13 protein-coding genes are annotated in these 14348 nt (G+C 68.1%); 5 read left to right on the top strand and 8 right to left on the bottom strand.

What is annotated here, in order from left to right; translation table 11 throughout:
* Positions 1 to 30: 30 nt before the first annotated feature.
* Genes ABD732_RS02775 through ABD732_RS02755 form a run of 5 tightly spaced genes read right to left on the bottom strand, consistent with a single transcriptional unit; the run spans position 31 to position 4861 of the window.
* Positions 31 to 1572 carry a flavin-containing monooxygenase gene (locus ABD732_RS02775; protein ID WP_344780389.1) on the bottom strand — a complete coding sequence of 514 codons (1542 nt, stop codon included), beginning with the start codon at positions 1570 to 1572 and terminating at the stop codon, positions 31 to 33.
* A complete protein-coding gene (locus ABD732_RS02770) occupies positions 1572 to 2075 on the bottom strand; it encodes an NAD(P)/FAD-dependent oxidoreductase (RefSeq protein WP_344780387.1) in 504 nt (167 codons plus the stop codon). The genes ABD732_RS02775 and ABD732_RS02770 overlap by 1 nt, the downstream gene beginning before the upstream one ends.
* Positions 2072 to 2998 carry a ferritin-like domain-containing protein gene (locus ABD732_RS02765; protein WP_344780385.1) on the bottom strand — a complete coding sequence of 309 codons (927 nt, stop codon included), beginning with the start codon at positions 2996 to 2998 and terminating at the stop codon, positions 2072 to 2074. The genes ABD732_RS02770 and ABD732_RS02765 overlap by 4 nt, the downstream gene beginning before the upstream one ends.
* Positions 2999 to 3008: 10 nt before the next feature.
* Entirely contained in the window at positions 3009 to 3848 is an 840-nt protein-coding gene (locus ABD732_RS02760) for an SDR family NAD(P)-dependent oxidoreductase (RefSeq protein WP_344780383.1), read from the bottom strand.
* Complete coding sequence (locus ABD732_RS02755; protein WP_344780381.1) at positions 3845 to 4861, bottom strand: alpha/beta hydrolase; 1017 nt, start codon at positions 4859 to 4861, stop codon at positions 3845 to 3847. The genes ABD732_RS02760 and ABD732_RS02755 overlap by 4 nt, the downstream gene beginning before the upstream one ends.
* An 8-nt stretch (positions 4862 to 4869) precedes the next feature.
* Between ABD732_RS02755 and ABD732_RS02750 the strand changes: the two genes are divergently transcribed.
* Positions 4870 to 5571: a TetR/AcrR family transcriptional regulator gene (locus tag ABD732_RS02750; protein WP_344780379.1), complete on the top strand. Its 702-nt coding sequence runs from the start codon at positions 4870 to 4872 to the stop codon at positions 5569 to 5571.
* Between the two features lie 58 nt (positions 5572 to 5629).
* Here ABD732_RS02750 and ABD732_RS02745 read toward each other — a convergent pair whose 3' ends face one another.
* The 3 genes from ABD732_RS02745 to purB all read right to left on the bottom strand — a co-directional run bounded on the left by ABD732_RS02745 (position 5630) and on the right by purB (position 10184).
* Positions 5630 to 7768, bottom strand: coding sequence for a S9 family peptidase (locus tag ABD732_RS02745; protein ID WP_344780377.1), 2139 nt, complete (start codon positions 7766 to 7768; stop codon positions 5630 to 5632).
* Positions 7761 to 8657, bottom strand: a complete 897-nt coding sequence (locus ABD732_RS02740; RefSeq protein ID WP_344780375.1) for a phosphoribosylaminoimidazolesuccinocarboxamide synthase — start codon at positions 8655 to 8657, stop codon at positions 7761 to 7763. The genes ABD732_RS02745 and ABD732_RS02740 overlap by 8 nt, the downstream gene beginning before the upstream one ends.
* Before the next feature lie 99 nt (positions 8658 to 8756).
* Positions 8757 to 10184: an adenylosuccinate lyase gene (gene purB / locus ABD732_RS02735; RefSeq protein WP_344780373.1), complete on the bottom strand. Its 1428-nt coding sequence runs from the start codon at positions 10182 to 10184 to the stop codon at positions 8757 to 8759.
* 110 nt (positions 10185 to 10294) lie between these two features.
* Between purB and ABD732_RS02730 the strand changes: the two genes are divergently transcribed.
* The 4 genes from ABD732_RS02730 (at position 10295) to ABD732_RS02715 (ending at position 14246) form a co-directional block, all read left to right on the top strand.
* A complete protein-coding gene (locus ABD732_RS02730) occupies positions 10295 to 12493 on the top strand; it encodes an MMPL family transporter (protein ID WP_344780371.1) in 2199 nt (732 codons plus the stop codon).
* Positions 12494 to 12560: 67 nt separating this feature from the next.
* A complete protein-coding gene (locus ABD732_RS02725; protein ID WP_344780369.1) occupies positions 12561 to 12830 on the top strand; it encodes a metal-sensitive transcriptional regulator in 270 nt (89 codons plus the stop codon).
* A gap of 34 nt (positions 12831 to 12864) precedes the next feature.
* Entirely contained in the window at positions 12865 to 13260 is a 396-nt protein-coding gene (locus ABD732_RS02720) for a DUF302 domain-containing protein (RefSeq protein WP_344780367.1), read from the top strand.
* Between the two features lie 50 nt (positions 13261 to 13310).
* Positions 13311 to 14246: an alpha/beta hydrolase gene (locus tag ABD732_RS02715; RefSeq protein ID WP_344780365.1), complete on the top strand. Its 936-nt coding sequence runs from the start codon at positions 13311 to 13313 to the stop codon at positions 14244 to 14246.
* Positions 14247 to 14348: the final 102 nt, after the last annotated feature.

Raw genomic sequence — 14348 nt, 5'->3', positions numbered from 1 at the left:
CCGGTCAGGCGACGGCGGGAGCGTCGGCGCTCATCGCCCGGCCGCAGCCGCGCTGAACACGTAGTCGCGCAGCGGGAAGTGCTTGGCGTCCCACATGGTCTCGAGCGTCGGTGACGGGCGCAACGGCACGTCGCCGTTGTCGTCGAAGTAGTAACTGTTCGCCCCGGCGCAGTCTCCCCGGAAGAACACCTGCTTGCCGCGGCGCCTGAGGACCGCCGCGAAGTAGGCCGCGTTCGCCTCCTCCGTCACCTCGACCCGGGTGGACCGGCGCTTGTGCGCTTCTTTCAGCAGACGGATCACATGGTGGGTCTGCGTCTCGATCAAGTTGAAGTAGGACGAGCCGTTGTAGCCGTAGGGCCCGAGGATCAAGAACATGTTCGGGAACGACGGCACGCTGACTCCGTGGTAGGCCTGGAAACGATTCTCGGTCCAGAACTCCTCCAGACCGGTGCCGGCGGTGCCGGTCACCGGATAAGGCGGCATGTTCCCCTTCTCGAAGACCTTGAATCCCGTCGCCAGGATCAGGACGTCCGCCTCGTGGTCGGTGCCGTCGACGGTCCGGACACCACCCGGAGTGATCCGGTCGATCGACTGCGTCTCCAGGGTCACGTTGTCGCGGTTGAAGGTGCGCAGATACGTGTTGGAGAAGCTGGGACGCTTACAGCCCAGCGAATACTCGGGCGTGAGCTTCTTCCTGACCTCCGGATCGCGCACCGAACGCTTGAGATGGAGGTGCCCGAGCTTCTCGCCGGCCTTGGCCGTCGGCAGATAGCCGTGGAAGTGGGCGGCGAGCGGGAACGTGACTTCGACGTACGATTGGCTGGCCAGGCGGGCGGCGGCCTTCGAACCCGGCACCATGCGCAATCCGGTGCGGACCAACTCGGGCAGCCCCGCATCGGGTTTGGGCAGGCACCAGATCGGGGTTCGCTGGAACACGGTGAGTCGGCCGACCTCGGGCGCGATCGTCGGGATGATCTGAACCGCCGAGGCGCCGGTGCCGATGATCGCGACCTTCTTGCCACGCAGATCGACGTCGTCGTCCCAGCGTGCGGTGTGCATGACGGTGCCCGCGAAGTCGTCGACGCCGTCGATGTCCGGCTTCTTCGGTTTGGTCAGCACCCCCGTCGCGGAGACGACGTATCGTCCGGTCACCGTGCCACCGTCGGAGAGCCGGATCTCCCACAGGTCGCTGCGCTCGTCGTACTCGGCGCCGACGACCGCGGTCGCGAGGCGGCTGCGGCGTCGCACGTCGTACTTGTCGACGCAGTGCTCGGCGTAAGCCTTCAGTTCGTCGCCCGGCGCGTAGATCCGCGACCACCCGGCGACCTGCTCGAATGAGAACTGGTACGCGAACGACGGGATGTCCACGCCGACCCCCGGGTAGGTGTTCCAGTGCCATGCGCCGCCGAACCCGTCGCCCTCCTCGATCACCAGGTAGTCGTCGAACCCGGCGCGATCGAGCATGATCGCGGCACCGATGCCGGACAGTCCGCCGCCGATGATCAGGACCTCGTGGTCCGGGGTGCGGACCACGTCCGCGGTCGCAGCCGTCTGCGATGACGTCGTGGGCATCAGAGGTTCCTGTTCTCTCCGTCGGCGAGTGGTCCGGCGAACTTCGACGTCGCCCCGACCACGATGGTGTCGACCCGGTACTCGACGCCGTCGACGGCGCGGACGCCCTCCTCGGCGATCGCATACGCGGGCCAGTGGACCAGGCGCGTGCGCGAGTCCTGCAGCGCCTGGTAATAGCTGGGATTCACGGTGACTCGCCGGCTGTCGTAACGACCGTGGGGCGTCAGCTGCCGCCTGGTCCAAGCGTCGGGCACGGACGACCGCAAGTACCAGCGGGCGGCCAGTCGGGCGAGACGACCGGACGGCACGGAGACCGGAACGATCCATGCCGGGGACTCCTCGAAGACCGTCACCGCGTCCGCGGTGGCCAGGATCTCGGGAAGGATCGCCGCGGCTTCGGATCCCGCGGCGAGCACGGCCACCCGCTCGCCGGTGTAACTGTGCTCGAACCATTCGGCACCGATCAGCAGGCGTCCCCGGAAGACTTGCTGCGACGTGATCACGATGCCACCGCCTCCGGCGACAGCCCGTTCACCCACGACTGCGGTCTGCCGAGCGCTTTCGCCGGGATGCGACTGGTGATCCGAACCATCGGATCGGCCAGCAACCTGTGGTAGACGTGATCGCGGTCGACCACCATGGCGCCCATCTGTTTGAGCACCTGGTAGCCGAGCAGGTGTCGCGTGTGCTCGCCACGATCGCCGATCTTGGCGAAGCGGCGCACCGCATTCATCAGCTTCGCCTCGTCCAAACCCATCGCGACCACGTTGTCGCGCATCTTGTTGATCAGCGGCACGAAGACGACGATCAATCCGACGACGACCCGCGGATCGAGGAGCTCTGCGGCGCCGATCACCTGGGTGACGGGCCCCTTCGCTCCGATGTGCTCGAGGACCGCGAAATCCACGGTGATGTGGCGAGACTCGTCGGAGTTGATGTGCCGGAACACCTCGCCGCACAGCGGGTCCTCGACCTGGTCGGTGAGGAACTTCACCAGAGCACCGTCGAGCGCGCACTCCAGTAGCGGGATCAGCGCGGCGAGGCCGTGCAGCGGAAGATCGTCCCCGTAGCTGTCGAGTACCTTGATCGCGAGTTTGACCTGAATGTTCGGCTCCGGGATGCGATCGCCCGCCAACATGCCCCACCGGCGCATCAGGGCCAGTTCGGCGTTGGCGTGCTTCTGTTCCTCGGCGTGAAAGTGACGGTAGATCTCACGAATGGTCGAGGTCGGCGCCTTCTTCGCCAAAGCCGCGAACCCGCGGGCACCGATGTGTTCGATCCACACCAGATCGGCCATGAAGGGCGTCAGCTTGGCTTTGAGTTCGGGGGTCATGGTGTCTGCGCCGGGCGCGGACCAGTCGATGTCCGCCAACGACCATTGCTTGTCTTTGATGGTCTGAAGGGCCGCGTCGAAGTCGTAGCTCATGGTGTCTTCCTCAATCCTCGGAGGTGAAGGGGGCGAGCCGGGACACCAGCCCTCCCAGTCGTGCGTGGGTGGCCGGAGTGAGGCGTTTGCTGAGCCAGATGGCGCGTGCATCGAGTTGTGGAACGACGCACAACCGGCCCCGATCGTGCGCATCGAGGGTCATCCTGGCGACGCGGCCGGGCGACATGCCCACCACCCTCGCGAGCCTGGCTGCGGCATCGGCGGCACCGGCTTCGATGTCCTCACCGGTGAAGATGTTCGTCTTCACAAAGGTGGGGCACAGCACGGAGATCCGCACTCCGGTTCCCGCGAGCTCGGCGGCGAGGGTCTCGGACAGGCTCATCACACCGGCCTTGCTGACGTTGTAGGCCGCCATCCGAGGACCGGCGGCGAAGCCGGCGGCCGAGGCGACGTTGATCACGCCGCCGGCGCCGGCGTCCTTCATCAGCGGCAGGAAGTGGTGGCAGCCGTGGATGACGCCCCAGAGGTTGATCTGCAGGATGCGGTCCCACTCGTCGAGGCCGAAGTTCCCGACAGTGTGTCCGCCCGCTCCGATCCCGGCGTTGTTGATCAGCAGCGTCGGCGGCGCGGAGAACCACTCCACGGCGCGGTCACGGAGCGCCACGACGTCGTCTGACTCGCGAACGTCGCAGACCACCGCCGTCGCCGTGCCGCCGGCCGCGTCGACCAGCGCCACGGTCTCCCGGGCCCGTTCTTCGTCGATGTCGGAACAGACGACGCTGCCTCCCCGCGCAGCGAGTTCGATCGCGAACGATCGGCCGATCCCGCTACCGGCGCCGGTGACCACCGCCCGCGCCTCTCGCGACACGCGCTTGCCGAATCCGATCATGCGGTTCTCACCCCGTGCTCTCCGGCCTGGACCGGTGCCGTGCGGGCACGGGCCACCGCCAGGTGGTGATCGATGAAGCCGGCGACCTCGTCGAGCGCCGTGTGACTTTCGGGCAGCAGAGCCGTCAGGGCGTGGAAGACGTGCATCTGACCGGGCCAGACTCGGTGCTGCACCGGTAGGCCGGCCGCCGCCATGCGCCGAGCGAGTTCCGTGCAATCGGCCGACAGCATCTCTCGGGAGCCGTTGTGGATCAGCGTCGGCGGGAAGGCATCCAGGTCCTCGAAGACCAGGCGCTCGTTCAGGTCCCGCCGCTCGGCCTCGTCGGCGTACAGATCCAGGACGCGTCGAGCGAGAGCGGGATGTGCGAACGGATCACGTTCCACACGGTCGCGGACGGCAGCGGCCGTGAGATCCATGTCGATCAGCGGGGACAGGCCCACCAGCGCGGCGGGCAGACTCGCGCCTTCGCGGGCCAGGTCGAGGGTCAGCAGCAGGGCGAGGTGGCCGCCGGCCGAGTCGCCGGCGAGGACGACCGTCTCGGGAGCATGCCCGCGAGCGATCAACCAGTCCCAGCCGGCGCGCGCATCCTCCAGCGCGGCAGGGTGCCGCGCCTCCGGAGCGAGGCGATAGTCGACGGAGAAGACCGGCGCACCGCTCCGGTCGGAGATGTGTGAGGCGAGCCCCCGATGGGTGCGCGTCGAGCAGATCGCATAGCCGCTCCCGTGGAAGAAGAGCACCACGCCCGGTTGCTGCCTGACACGCGGGCCCCGAACCCATTCGCCGCGCACGCACCGACCGTCCAGATCCCGGTCGTCGACCGGGGCGAAGGTGGCGCCGGGCACCGGTGGCGACACCCGCCCCAGGGCGAACTCGAACATCGCGCGACCGATCGCGATGCCGCCCGGATCGACCGGCAGGCGAGACGACAGCGGCCGCCACACAGCCGAGAGCGCCTCGATCACCACGCGGGTGCGGAGGGAGGTTCCCGGCGCCGACCAATTCTGAAGTCGCATGCCGTCAGATGGTTCACCACTCGGTGCGTCCTGTCAATGCCCCCCGGGATGGAAGAATGGCGGCCATGTCAGGAACCGCCACGCCCAAACGTTCTTACCGTGGCCTTTCCGCTGACGAACGGCGCGCTCAGCGTCGTCGCGCGCTGCTTGAAGCCGGACGTGAACTGTGGTGCGAGCGCGGATGGGCGGCGGTCACGATGCGTGGAGTGTGTGCGCACACCGGCCTGACCGATCGGTACTTCTACGAGAACTTCGCCGACCGGGATGCGCTGCTGGTGGCGGTCGGCGAGATGGTCCGCGACCAGACGCTCGCGACGATCCTGGCCGCCGTGGCGGCACACGAGGACGAGTCGCCCCGAGACCGACTGCGAGCCGCGCTGGAAGCGATCGTCGAGTTCGTGGCCAACGATCCGGGCAACGCGCAGATCTTCTTCGGCGACCACGGTGGCAGCGAGGCCCTCGAGAGTCTGCGGCGCACCGTGATCGACTCGGTGGTCGACCTGTTCGTGGAACTGAGCCGGCCACAGCTGTTGCCGGGCGTCGACGAGACCGAGTACCGCCTGGTCCTGCTCGTCGGCATCGGCGGCTTCGTCGAGACGACGGTCGCGTGGCGCTCCGGAACCCTCGACCTCACCGCCGACCGCATGGTGGACACGCTGATGGGGATCGCCGACCGCCTGGCACTGACGTACGTGTCACTGGGATCCTGAGCACGAACCACCACGACGACGACGCGGCCGCCGTTCGTTCACCGACGCCGCACGGACGTCACGGCGAGACGGCCCCGGACTGACACAGGATCCAGGCGAGCTCGAAGGCCGCCTCCTCCCACTGGCGGTAGCGGCCCGACGGGCCGCCGTGCCCGCCGTTCATCTCCGTCTTCAACAGCACCGGACGGCCAGAGGTGGTCGACTCCTGAAGTCGCGCAGCCCATTTCGCCGCCTCGGTGAACAGCACGCGAGTGTCCTGGAACGAGGTGAGGATCAGCATCGCCGGATACGGGAGCTCAGCGACGTTCTCGTACGGGGCGTAATCACGGATGTAGGAGTAGATCTCCCGGTGGTGCAGCGGATCGCCCCACTCGTCCCATTCGATCACCGTCAGCGGCAGCGACGGGTCCAGGATCGACGTGAGCGGGTCGACGAACGGCACCGCGGCCAGGATGCCGCCGAAGAGTTCGGGTGCCAGGTTGGCCACCGCCCCCATCAGCAGTCCGCCGGCCGAGCCGCCGTCGGCGATCAGCTTGTCCGGGCTGGTCCACCCGGCCTCGATCAGGTGCTCGGCGGCCGCGATGAAGTCGGTGAAGGTGTTCCGCTTGGCGAGTAGACGCCCCTGCTCGTACCACTCCCGGCCCATCTCACCGCCACCGCGGACGTGCGCGGTGGCCACGGCCACGCCGCGGTCCAGCAGCGACAGCGCCTGCACCGAGAAGCCGGGATCGGAGCTGATCTCGTAGGCGCCGTAACCGTTGAGCAGCAACGGCATCGGGGCGGCTGGATCGGCGTCGGCGCGGCGCACGATCGATACCGGGATCCGGGTACCGTCGGCGGCGGTGGCCCACTCGCGGGTGGCGACGTAGTCCGCCGGGTCGTAGTCGCCGAGCACCACCGCCCGCTTGAGCAGCCTGCGGTCGCCGGTGCTGACGTCCAAGTCGAGGATCTCGGTGGGGTCGACGAAACTGGTGTAGCCGATCCGCAGGTGCGGAGCGTTCCACTCGGGGTTGGCGCCCAGACCCACCGAGCACAGCTCCTGGTCGAAAGCGACCGGCACGAAGTCATCGGCGCCGGGCAGGTCGGTGCGACCGCGGAGGTCGGCGATGGCGATCCTGGGCAGCGCCTCCGACCGGTACGACAGCACCAGGTAGTCGGCGAAGCAGTCGACGTCCTCGACGCGGTACTCGGGCCGATGCGCGACGATGGTGCGCCGCGCCGAAGGATCGTCGACCGGCATCGCGTCCACCGCGAAGTTCACGGCCCGGCCATCACCGGTGTCGCCGTTGTGAACGATCACGAAATAGTCGCTACCGGCCAGCCGCGCGTGCTCGACCGAGTACTCGACCCCGTCGGTGCGGCCGGCGATCGAGGTGAACTCCCCCGTCGGATCGTCCATGGAGAGCGCGAAGGCCTCCGTGGTCACCTTGGAACCGGCGACGATCATCAGGTACTCGTCGCTGTGCGAGGCACCGAAGCCGACCCAGAATCGCTCGTCCGGCTCGGTGTAGACGCGGGTGTCCGGCTCGGTGGAGCCGATGTCATGCCGCCAGACCGTGTCCGGCCGCCAGGCCTCGTCGACCGTCAGATAGAACAGGTGCCGCGCATCCTTAGACCAGGTGGCGCCGCCGGCGGTGTTCTCGACCACGTCCGGAAGCAACTCGCCGGTCTCCAGGTCCTTGACCCGCAGCGTGTACCGCTCGTCGCCGACGGTGTCGGTGGAGTAGGCCAGCCAGCGGCCGTCGTGACTGATCGAGTAGGCGCCGAGCGCGAAGAAGTCGTGCCCTTCGGCTTCGGCGTTGCTGTCGAGCAGGACCTGCTCACCGGGAAGCGACTGATCCCCGGAGACCTCCGGTGGCGTCCAGTCGTCGTCGCCGTCGATCGGGCACCGGCAGCGGATGCCGTACGCCTTCCCCTCCTCGGTGCGCAGGTAATACCAGTAGCGTCCCGACCGCACCGGCACCGACATATCGGTTTCCTTTGTGCGCGAACGAATCTCGTTGAAGATGTCGGTGCGCAGCTGCTCCTGCGAGGCGGTCTGCGCGGCCACGTACGCGTTCTGCGCCTCCAGGTAGGCGATCACTTCGGGATCATCACGGTCGCGCATCCACTCGTACTGGTCGACGAAGACGTCGCCGTGGAACTCCCGCGGGGCCGGGATCTTCTTGGCGACCGGCGGCGTGAGCGCTTCAGGCATCCGAGGCCCCCGGCCAATCGGCGAAGCTGCGGCCCGAGATGCGTTCGTAGGCCTCGATGTAGCGGGCCCGGGTGCGGTCGACGACGTCGTCCGGCAGCGGCGGTGGCGGCACATCGCCGTGTCGGTCCCAGCCGGACTCGGCGGAGGTGAGCCAGTTGCGGACGATCTGCTTGTCGAAACTGGGCTGCACCCGCCCGGGCGTCCACGAGGCGGCCTCCCAGTAGCGGGAGGAGTCCGGGGTGAGGACCTCGTCGGCCAGCACCAGCGAACCGTCCGGGGCGCGCCCGAACTCGAATTTGGTGTCGGCCAGGATGATGCCGCGCTCACGCGCCAGGTCGGCGCCCCGGGAGTAGATGTCCAGGGTCAGGTCGCGCAGGGTGCGGGCCAGGTCGTCGCCCACATCGGCGGCGACCTGCTCGAAGCTCACGTTCTCGTCGTGATCGCCCAACGCCGCCTTCGTGGCGGGGGTGAAGATCGGTTTCGGCAGCCGGTCGGCTTCGGTCAGTCCGTCGGGCAACTGCACGCCGCAGACCGCACCGGTCTCCCGATAGTCGGCCAGCCCCGAACCGGTCAGATAGCCGCGGGCGACGCACTCCACCTGGACCATCGGCAGCTTGCGCACCACCATTGCGCGGCCCACCAGCTCGGCCGGGATCCGGTCGTCCTCCGGACCGCCGGCCAGGTGGTTGGGCACCCCGAGTTCGTCGAACCAGAAGAAGCTGGCCGCGGTGAGGATCCGACCCTTGTCCGGGATCGGGGTATCGAGGACGAAGTCGTAGGCCGAGATCCGGTCGGAGGTGACCAGGAGCAGGGTCTCGTCGTCGATCGCGTAGATGTCGCGGACCTTGCCGGACGCGACATGCCGGTAGTCGGAAAGTGCTGGACGCATGTTGTCGACTGTAGTGCCGACCGCGTCCACCGAACCGCTCACCCTAGCCGCGCCACGCCCGGTCGACGACGATGCGACGGCCGTCGCCGAACCGGTGTCTCAGAGAATCGGGGCCGGACTGTAGGCGGCGGCCTCCGGATCGGTCTCGATCCACGCGGCGGCGGCGGCGATCACGGCGGCGACCTGCGCTTCGGCGGCACCGGCGAACGCCGACTCGTCGGCGATCAGTGCGTCGAGGGCGCCGCGGTCCAGCGGGAGGCGGTCGTCGGCGGCCAGGCGGTCGAGCAGATCGGGCTCGCGGCCCTCCTCGCGCATGGCCAGGGCGACGGCGACGGCGTTCTCCTTGATGGCCTCGTGCGCGGTCTCGCGGCCGACCCCGGCGCGCACGGCGGCCATCAGCACCTTGGTGGTGGCCAGGAACGGCAGATACCGGTCCAGCTCGTTGGCGATCACCGCCGGGTAGGCGCCGAACTCGTCGAGCACGGTCAGGAAGGTCTCGATCAGGCCGTCGATCGCGAAGAAGGCGTCCGGCAAGGCCACGCGGCGCACCACCGAGCAGAAGACGTCGCCCTCGTTCCATTGGGCGCCGGCCAGTTCGCCGGTCATCGAGGCGTAGCCGCGCAGGATCACGGCCAGGCCGTTCACGCGCTCGCAGCTGCGGGTGTTCATCTTGTGCGGCATGGCCGAGCTGCCGACCTGGCCGGGCTGGAAGCCCTCGGTCACCAGTTCGTGCCCGGCCATCAGACGGATGGTGGTGGCCAGCGAGCTCGGGCCGGCGGCGAGCTGGACCAGCGCCGAGACCACGTCGTAGTCGAGCGAGCGCGGATACACCTGGCCGACCGAGGTCAGGGCGTTCGCGAAACCGAGGTGATCGGCCACCTTCGTCTCGAGGGCGTCGAGCTTGGCGGCGTCGCCGTCGAGCAGATCGAGCATGTCCTGGCTGGTGCCCATCGGCCCCTTGATGCCGCGCAGTGGGTAGCGCGCGATCAGTTCGTCGAGGCGGGTGAGCGCGATCATCAGCTCGTCGGCCGCCGACGCGAACCTCTTGCCCAGGGTGGTGGCCTGCGCGGCGACGTTGTGGCTGCGCCCGGCCATGACCGTGGTCGAGTACTGGGCGGCGCGCTCGGTGATCCGCGCGAGCAGAGCGATGCCGTGCCGCCGGATGTACTGGAGTGAGCTGAGGAGCTGCAGCTGTTCGACGTTCTCGGTCAGATCGCGGCTGGTCATGCCCTTGTGGATCTGCTCGTGGCCGGCGAGGTCGCTGAACTCCTCGATGCGCGCCTTCACGTCGTGCCGGGTGATCCGCTCACGCTCGGCGATCGCGTCCAGGTCGACGTCGTCGATCACCCGCTCGTAGTCGGAGATCGCCTCTTCGGGCACGTCGATGCCCAGCTCACGCTGCGCCTTCAGCACCGCGATCCAGAGTCGGCGCTCCAGAATGATCTTGTTCCGCGGCGACCAGATCTCGGCGAGATCGGCGGAGGCGTAGCGGCTGGCCAGGACGTTGCTGATGGCAGATTTTCCCACGGCCCAAAGTCTAGTGCCAATCGTTCACGGTCTTGCATCAAGATACCCCCGCAGGTATCTTCCGTTGCAAACGAAATATACCCCCATGGGTATCTAGAAAGGTGCTTCGCATGAGTCTTGACGTTCCACCGCGGCCACCGACTCCGGCACCGGTCGACGCCCCGTCCCGCCCCGGGCCGATGGCCCGACTCGGCACCTGGACCGCCGTTCACCGCCGCTGGGTCTACGGGATCTGGGCGATCATCGTCGTCGGCTTCGGCCTGGCCGCACCGGCTGTCTTCAACTCCCTCGCCGGCGCCGGCTGGCAGGCCGACGGCACCGAATCGGTGCAGGTTCGCGAGATCACCCAAGAGCACTTCGGCGGCAACTCGTCGGCCGCGATCCAGGTGGTCATCGACTCCAGGAGCGGGCCGCTGAGCCAGGAGGCCATCGACGGCGTCGTGCATCGGGTCGGCGAGATCACCGCCGCCGACACCCGGCTGAACAACCGGATCATCGCGCCGGTTCCGGGCACCACGATCAGCCGGGACGCCACCACGGCCATCGCGATCATCGGCGCCGACGCGAGCACCGACGACATGGTCAAGGCCGTCGACGACCACAAGGCCGAACTGACCGCGCTGTCCACCGACCGGTACGACGTCTTCCCCACCGGCTCATCGGCATTGTGGAGCGACTTCAACGCGGCCAATCACGACGCCATGATCAAGGCCGAGATGATCTCCTGGCCGATCACCCTGGCCATCATGATCGTCGCCTTCGGGTCCGTCGTCGCCGCCGGCCTGCCGCTGCTGCTGACGCTGGCCGGCCTCGTCGCCTCCGCCGGCGGCCTGGTGATCCTGAATCAGATCACTCCGATCTCGGTATGGGCGATGAACTTCGCCATGATGTTCGCGCTCGCCCTGGGCATCGACTACGCGCTGTTCATGGTGTCCCGGTTCCGGACCGCCATCGCGACCAAGAACCGGGGCCTGCCGCCCGCCGACCAGAACTCGCACCGGATCCGCCACGAAGCGGCCGCCGAAACCATGGACACCGCGGGCAAGGCCATCCTGCTGTCCGGACTGACCGTGCTGATCAGCCTGTCCGCGGTCCTGATGGTGCCGGCGCCCGCAGTGCGCACCATGGCCATCGGGATCATGCTCGCCGTCACCTTCGTACTGGCCGCCAGCCTGACGCTGCTCCCGGCGGTCATGGCCGGCCTGGGCAGCAGGATCAACGCCGGCTCACTGCCGTGGGCCAAGGGCAAGCACGGTGCCTCGCCGCTGTTCGGGAAGTGGGGTTCGTTCCTGAACCGTCACCCGTGGGTCCCGGCCATCGTCTCCCTCGGCATCCTGATCGCCCTGGCCCTCCCGGTCTTCGGGCTCAAGGTCGCCATGCCGTCCATCGCCGTCGTCCCCGACGATGCCCCCGTCCGGCAGGGCTACGAGGTGGTCGCCGAACAGTTCGGCGACGGCGCCCCCGGCATGATCGCCATCGTCACCACCGAGACCACCGCGGACGAGGCCGCTGCCATCGCCGCAGCGAATCCGAACATCGCCGCTGTGATGCCGCCGCAGGCCGCGGCCGACGATTCCGACTGGATACTGATCCAGGCGATGCCGAAGGCCGATCCCTCCGACGAGCAGACGGCCGACGCCCTGGCACAACTGCGCGCAGACCTGCCCCGGCCCGCCCTGGTGGGCGGTGCGGCCGCCGAGAACGTGGACCTGCAGGACGCCCTGAACACGTGGTTTCCGCGGGTGGCTGTGACCATCCTGGTCCTCGGATTCGCGCTGCTCCTGATCGCCCTGCGCGCTCCGGTGATCGCCCTACTGGGCACCGTCGTCAGTCTGCTGTCGACCGCCGCGGCATTCGGCGTGGCCAAACTGATCTTCCAGGACGGCCACGGCTCGAGCCTGCTCGCCTTCGAGCCGCAGGGTTTCCTGAACGGTTGGGGCCCGGTGTTCTTCTTCGCGATGATCTTCGCCATCGCCATGGACTACACCGTGTTCCTGCTGGCCACCGCCAAGGAGCACTACGAGCACCACGCGGATCCACGTCAGGCACAGGTGGATGCGATGGCCCACTCGGGCCGCATCATCTTCGCCGCGGCAGCGGTCATGGTCGCGGTGTTCTTCACCTTCGCCCTGGCCGAGCCGCTCCCGCCGAAGGAGATGGGAATCATCCTGGGTGTCGCGGTGCTGCTCGACGCCGTTCTGATCCGCCTCGTGCTGCTGCCGGCGATCCTGCGGATCTCCGGTTCCCGCGCCTGGTGGAGCCCCGGCTGGCTCGACCGAATGCTGCCCGAGATCAGCTTCAAACACTGATCAGCAGACGCCGATTAATACCCCGATGGGTATACAATGACGGTAACCGCACGAAAGGACGTCTCCCATGATCGGCGACGAAGAAGCCATCGGCACCATCCTGAACAGACTGCGACGCGCCCACGGTCAGCTCGCCGGGGTCATCGGCATGATCGAGGACGGCCGCGACTGCAAGGACGTGGTGACCCAGCTGGCCGCGGTGTCGCGCGCCCTGGACCGCGCCGGCTTCAAGATCGTCGCGACCGGGCTGCGCGAATGCCTGGACGAGGACGCGAAGACCGGCAACGAAAGCCTCGACGTGGAACAACTGGAGAAGCTGTTCCTGGCCCTCGCCTGACCTGCCCATCCGACATCGACCCCTAGGAGAGATCATGCAACTCGCATTGGCCACCACAGTGACCGGCGACGTCCCCGAGGTCGCCGAACGCGTGCGCACCGCCCTCGCCGAGCACGGCTTCGGCGTCCTCACCGAGATCGACATGGCGGCGACGCTCAAATCCAAGATCGGCGTCGACATGGAGGACTACGTGATCCTCGGCGCCTGCAACCCGCCCGCAGCCCACCGCGCGGTGACCGCCGAGAAGCAGATCGGCCTGCTACTCCCGTGCAACGTGGTGGTCCGCCGTGACCCGACCGCGGCCGACACCGTGCTGGTGGAGGCAATGAATCCGCGGCTGATGACCACCGTGGTCCCGGACAATCCCGGTCTGGCCGAGGTCGCCGACGAGGTGGCCGGCCTACTGCAGGCGATGATCGACTCCCTGTAGCGATCACGCTTCGTCGACCGGGGGTTCAGCGCGCTAAACTGTCCTGCGATATGACAGTTGACCGCGCGAATCTCGGAGCTCTGAGCCGGCGGCGCCTCCTCCTCGGCGCCGCCGGAATCGCATCGCTGACCGGGCTGACCGCCTGCGGCGTCGCGCACACCGCCACCGACCCGTACGGCCGGGACCTGGTCGGCGGCGACGACGAGCTGCCCGTCCAGAGTCAGGTACCCGAGGCACCGGGCGGACCTGCGGTGGTCACCGGATCGTTCACGTCGTCGCGGATGGCCGGGCGCCCCACCCGCTGGGCGCTGGCCCGGCCCAACGACGTCGTCGGCACCCTGCCGGTGGTCGTCGTCGCGCACGCTCTCAACACCGATGAGCGGTCGATCTTCGGCAAAGCCCTGAACATGCAGGGAGTGCTGCAGGAGTACGTCGACGGCGGTGGCACTCCGTACGCGATCGCCAGCGTCGACGTGGGACGCAACTACTTCCATCGCCGCACCGACGGGGCCGACGGCGCCGCAATGATCCTGGACGAGTTCCTGCCGATGCTGGCCGGCAACGAGGAACTGGATCTGCGCACCGACCGTTTCGGGCTGTTCGGCTGGTCGATGGGCGGCTACGGCGCGCTGCGCATCGGTTCCCTGGTCGGCGCACCGCGGGTCGCCGCGATCGCCGTCAGTTCCCCCGCGCTCTGGGCCGATCCGGCCGCCTATCCGCCGCGGGCCTTCGACTCCCACGACGACTACACGGCCAACTCGCTGTTCGGTCAGCAGGACCGATTCGCCAAGATCCCGGTGATGATCTCCATCGGCTCGGCCGACCAGTTCTACACCTACACCCGCCAGTGGGCGTCGCAGTTGCGCCCGCCGGCCGCGTTCGGCACCTCGGCCGGCGGCCACACCAACCGTTTCTGGCGGTCGGTGCTGCCTGAACAGGTGGAGTTCCTGGGCCGCAACCTGGCCCTGTCAAACTCGGCTGCCTGACCTGCGTCGTACGGAGAGAGGCGCCAGCAGCAGAGGAAAGGGAGATCCCGGGCTGTTTCGTTTTGAGGTCCCGTTCTTGACGGCGCGGCACCCGTGATTATG

This window comes from Gordonia caeni (assembly GCF_039537105.1).
Classification (GTDB): Bacteria; Actinomycetota; Actinomycetes; order Mycobacteriales; family Mycobacteriaceae; genus Gordonia; species Gordonia caeni.
This window is presented reverse-complemented; position numbering and strand designations above follow the sequence as displayed.